Below are 5057 nucleotides of genomic sequence, written 5' to 3'. Positions count from 1 at the left end.
CGAAGGCGGTGTGTCAGCCAAATGGATGCCAACTGATCCACCGCTTTCGCGAGCAAGCTTCGCTCCTACAGGGGACGGGGCACAAAAAAAGGGACGCACATGGCGTCCCCTTTTTTGTTACGGCTTCGGATCAGAACGCCGGCACCACGGCGCCTTTGTACTTCTCGAGGATGAAGGCCTTCACTTCCGGGCTGTGCAGCGCAGCGACCAGCTTCTTCATGTCTTCGCTGTCCTTGTCGTCCGGACGGGCAACCAGGATGTTCACGTATGGCGAGTCGCTGCCTTCGATGACCAGCGCATCCTTGGACGGATCGAGCTTGGCTTCCAGCGCGTAGTTGGTGTTGATCAGCGCCAGGTCGACCTGGGTCAGTACGCGCGGGATGGTCGCGGCTTCCAGTTCACGGAACTTCAGGTTTTTCGGGTTCTCGGTGATGTCCTTGACGGTCGACAGGATGTTGTTCGAGTCCTTCAAGGTGATCACGCCAGCCTTGGCCAGCAGCAACAGCGCGCGGCCGCCGTTGGTGGCGTCGTTCGGGATGACCACGGTGGCGGTGCTTGGCAGCTCATCGAGCTTCTTGTACTTGCTGGAGTATGCGCCCAGCGGTTCCAGGTGCACGCCGGCCACGGAAACCAGGTTGGTGCCCTTGGCCTTGTTGAACTCATCGAGGTACGGCTGGTGCTGGAAGAAGTTTGCGTCCAGACGTTTTTCGGCCACTTGCACGTTCGGCTGGATGTAGTCGGTGAAGACCTTGACCTTCAGGTCGACGCCGTCTTTGGCCAGGGCCGGTTTCACGAACTCGAGAATCTCGGCGTGCGGCACCGGGGTGGCGGCTACGGTCAGGGTGTCGGCGTGGGCGGAAAAGGCTGCAACGGCAGCGAACGCGACGAGTAGTTTTTTCATTCAGCTAACTCCTTGTGAGGCGCCCGATCTGGCGCCTGCCAGCGAATGGCCGGCTCATTTGCAAAATACGAAAACGATTATTTACGAGAGAAATGCACCACCAGCTTGTCGCCGACGGTTTGCAGAACCTGCACCAACACCAGCAGCAAAATCACCGTGACGACCATCACGTCAGTCTGGAAACGCTGGTAACCGAAGCGGATCGCCAGGTCACCCAGACCACCGGCGCCCACCACACCGGCCATCGCCGTGTAGGAAACCAGTGTAATCGCGGTCACCGTAATCGCCGCGAAAATGCCCGGACGGGCTTCGGGCAGCAAGGCATTGGTGATGATCTGCCGCGTGGTTGCGCCCATGGCCTGGGTCGCTTCGATGATGCCCCGATCCACTTCACGCAGCGCGGTTTCCACCAGACGCGCGAAGAACGGCGTGGCGCCGACCACCAGAGGCGGAATCGCACCGGCCACACCCAGCGAAGTGCCGGTGATCAACACGGTGAACGGAATCATCACGATCAGCAGAATGATGAAGGGCAGCGAACGCAGGATGTTCACCACCAGTGACAGCATCGCGTAGACGCCTTTGGCTTCCAGCAACTGGCGCGGACTGCAGAGGAACAGCAGCACGCCCAGCGGCAGGCCGAGCAGCACTGTGAAAAGCAGCGAGCCGCCGAGCATCAGCAGGGTGTCGACGGTAGCCAGCCAGATTTCGAACCAGTCGATGTTGGCGAAGAAAGTTGTCAGGGCTTCCATTAACGCAGCACCTCCATGTGGACGTCGGCCGCGGTGAAGCGGGCGAAGGCCGCTTCCATGTCACCGCCGGTGACGGCCAGGGTCAGTTGCCCGTAAGGGATGTCTTTGATGCGGTCGATGCGTCCGGCAAGGATGCTGTAGTCCACGCCGGTTTCACGGGCGACGGTGCCGAGCAACGGCGCGTAGGTCGCTTCGCCCTGAAAGGTCAGACGCACGATACGGCCCGGCACATGAGCGAAGTCATCGCGCTGTTCGCCTTCGTCGATCTGCTCGTCTTCCTGCACGAAACGCTTGGTGGTCGGGTGTTTCGGGTGCAGGAACACCTCGGCCACCGGACCCTGTTCGACGATCACGCCGGCATCCATCACGCCGACCTGATCGCAGACCCGACGGATCACGTCCATTTCATGGGTGATCAGCACGATGGTCAGTTTCAGTTCGCGGTTGATCTCGGCCAGCAATTGCAGGACCGACGCCGTGGTCTGAGGGTCCAGGGCACTGGTGGCCTCGTCGCACAGCAGGATCTTCGGCTTGGTGGCCAGGGCGCGGGCAATGCCGACGCGCTGTTTCTGCCCGCCGGACAATTGCGCCGGGTATTTGTTGGCGTGATCGGACAGACCGACCCGGGCCAGCAACTCGGCGACGCGCTTGTCGATGTCGCTGCGGGACATTTCACCGGCCAGCGTCAGCGGCAGCGCGACGTTGTCGGCCACGGTCTTGGACGCCAGCAGGTTGAAGTGCTGGAAAATCATCCCGACCTGCTGACGGAAACGGCGCAGGCCATTGGCGTCGAGCGCGGTGATTTCCTCGCCGTCGACGATGATCTTGCCGCCGCTGGCGTTTTCCAGGCGGTTGATCAGACGCAGCAGGGTACTTTTTCCCGCACCGGAATGGCCGATCAGGCCGAACACCTGACCGTTCTCAATCGTCAGACTGGTCGGGTGCAGGGCGGGGATATCCTTACCGGCGACGCGGTAGGTTTTATGGACGTTTTGAAACTCGATCACGTAGCGAACCTTGTGGGGCGCGTTGGAATAGGGTCAGCGGTTAGCCGGGCGCGCATTTTAGCCTGTCCGTATAGAGGTTCTTAGCATTTATTTCGCTTTCATCCAGCGTTTTGGCAATAACGCGATCAAAGGTCAGATAAAAGGAACGCCCAAAAACGTCATCAGTCACTACTTAGGCAACTCGAATCAGCCTGAGGAGTGATGCCCGATGAGTACTAAAAAGCCTGCCGCGCCCAAGAGCGAACTGGCCGGGACCGATACCCTGGACCGCAACAACACCAATACCAAGCTCGACAGCCTGGAGCATTTCCGCTCCGACGCCACCGGCCAGGCCCTGCGCACCAATCAAGGCGTGAAGGTGGCAGACAACCAGAACACCCTGAAGGCCGGCGCCCGCGGGCCTTCGCTGCTGGAAGATTTCATCATGCGTGAAAAGATCACGCATTTTGACCATGAGCGGATTCCCGAGCGCATCGTGCATGCCCGCGGCACCGGGGCTCACGGCTATTTTCAGACCTATGAGAATCACAGCGCGCTGACCAAGGCCGGTTTCCTAAGGGACCCGGCAAAAAAGACCCCGGTGTTCGTACGATTTTCTACGGTCCAGGGACCGCGCGGGTCAGGCGACACCGTGCGCGATGTAAGAGGTTTCGCGGTGAAGTTCTACACCGACGAAGGCGTCTACGACCTGGTGGGCAACAACATGCCGGTGTTTTTCATTCAGGATGCGATCAAGTTTCCCGATTTCGTCCATGCGGTGAAACCCGAGCCCCACAACGAAATCCCCACCGGCGGCTCGGCCCACGATACTTTCTGGGATTTCGTTTCGTTGCAGCCGGAATCGGCGCACATGGTGATCTGGGCCATGTCCGACCGGGCGATCCCCAAGAGCCTGCGCAGCATGCAGGGCTTCGGCGTGCATACCTTCCGCATGATCAATGCCGACGGCAAATCGCGCTTCGTCAAATTCCACTGGCGCCCCACCGCCGGGACCTGCTCGCTGGTGTGGGATGAAGCGCAGAAGCTGGCGGGCAAGGACACCGACTACCACCGTCGCGATCTCTGGGAATCCATCGAGATGGGCGACTACCCGGAATGGGAACTGGGGGTTCAGGTAGTCGAGGAAGAAAACGAGCATGCCTTCGACTTCGACATCCTCGACCCGACCAAAATAATCCCCGAAGAAATCGTCCCGATTACTCCACTGGGCAAAATGGTGCTCAACCGCAACCCGGACAACTTCTTCGCCGAGACCGAGCAGGTTGCGTTCTGCCCGGGGCATATCGTGCCGGGGATCGACTTTTCCAACGATCCGTTGCTGCAAGGTCGGCTGTTTTCCTACACCGATACGCAAATCAGCCGACTGGGTGGGCCGAATTTTCACGAGATCCCCATCAATCGTCCGGTGATCCCGATTCACAACGGCCAGCGCGATGCACAGCATCGCACCACCATCGACAAGGGACGCGCGGCGTACGAACCCAACTCCATCGACGGTGGCTGGCCGAAGGAGACGCCGCCCGCAGCCGAAGATGGCGGCTTCGAGAGTTATTACGAGCGCATCGACGCCAACAAAGTCCGCCAGCGCAGCGAGTCGTTCGGCGACCACTTCTCTCAGGCGCGGCTGTTTTTCAACAGCATGAGCGACCACGAGAAAGAACACATCATTGCGGCCTACAGCTTCGAGTTGGGCAAGGTCGAGCGCGAGTTCATCCGGGCCCGGCAGGTCAACGAGATCCTCGCCAACATCGATCTGGAACTGGCCAAACGGGTCGCGCAGAACCTCGGGTTGCCGGCGCCGAAAGCAGGAACGGTGGACGTGCCGAAAACGTCACTGGATCGCTCGCCTGCCCTGAGCCAGGCCAACTTGCTGCCCGCCGACATCAAGACCCGCAAGGTGGCGATCCTGGCGGCCGATGGCGTCGACGGCGCGGCAATTGATGCCATGAAGAAAGCACTCAAGGCCGAAGGCGCCCACGCCAAACTCCTCGGCCCAACTTCGGCCCCGGTGAAGACTGCCGACGGCAAGTCGCTTGCGGTGGATGCGTCGATGGAAGGGATGCCGTCAATTGCCTTCGACGCGGTGTTCGTGCCTGGTGGTGCGGCGTCGATCCAGGCCTTGAGCGGTGACGGCGTAGCGCTGCATTACGTGCTGGAGGCTTATAAGCATTTGAAGGCGATTGCTCTGCACGGCGAAGCGAAGCAGTTGCTGGATGTGTTGAAGCTGGAGGCGGATGCGGGGTTGATCGTCGGGGCGGATGCCAAGTCGTTCAAAGCATTTTTCGCGGCGATCGGGCAGCATCGGGTTTGGGAGCGGGAGCCGAAGGCCAAGGCGGTTCCGGCCTGAAGAAAGCCTTCGCGGGCAAGCCTCGCTCCTACAGATCACCGAAACCTGTA

At 60.4% G+C, this 5057-nt stretch carries 4 protein-coding genes; 1 reads left to right on the top strand and 3 read right to left on the bottom strand.

What is annotated here, in order from left to right:
• Nucleotides 1-130: 130 nt before the first annotated feature.
• The 3 genes from ACW9JE_RS28385 to ACW9JE_RS28375 all read right to left on the bottom strand — a co-directional run bounded on the left by ACW9JE_RS28385 (nucleotide 131) and on the right by ACW9JE_RS28375 (nucleotide 2660).
• Nucleotides 131-901 carry a MetQ/NlpA family ABC transporter substrate-binding protein gene (locus tag ACW9JE_RS28385; protein WP_224540327.1) on the bottom strand — a complete coding sequence of 257 codons (771 nt, stop codon included), beginning with the start codon at nucleotides 899-901 and terminating at the stop codon, nucleotides 131-133.
• A gap of 77 nt (nucleotides 902-978) precedes the next feature.
• A complete protein-coding gene (locus tag ACW9JE_RS28380) occupies nucleotides 979-1653 on the bottom strand; it encodes a methionine ABC transporter permease (protein ID WP_224540329.1) in 675 nt (224 codons plus the stop codon).
• Complete coding sequence (locus ACW9JE_RS28375; RefSeq protein ID WP_224540331.1) at nucleotides 1653-2660, bottom strand: methionine ABC transporter ATP-binding protein; 1008 nt, start codon at nucleotides 2658-2660, stop codon at nucleotides 1653-1655. The genes ACW9JE_RS28380 and ACW9JE_RS28375 overlap by 1 nt, the downstream gene beginning before the upstream one ends.
• A gap of 208 nt (nucleotides 2661-2868) precedes the next feature.
• On the opposite strand from ACW9JE_RS28375, the gene katE reads away from it, so the two are divergent.
• Nucleotides 2869-5007: a catalase HPII gene (gene katE / locus ACW9JE_RS28370; RefSeq protein WP_457434646.1), complete on the top strand. Its 2139-nt coding sequence runs from the start codon at nucleotides 2869-2871 to the stop codon at nucleotides 5005-5007.
• The last annotated feature ends 50 nt before the right edge of the window (nucleotides 5008-5057 follow it).

Source organism: Pseudomonas sp. SDO55104_S430, assembly GCF_054070595.1.
This window is presented reverse-complemented; position numbering and strand designations above follow the sequence as displayed.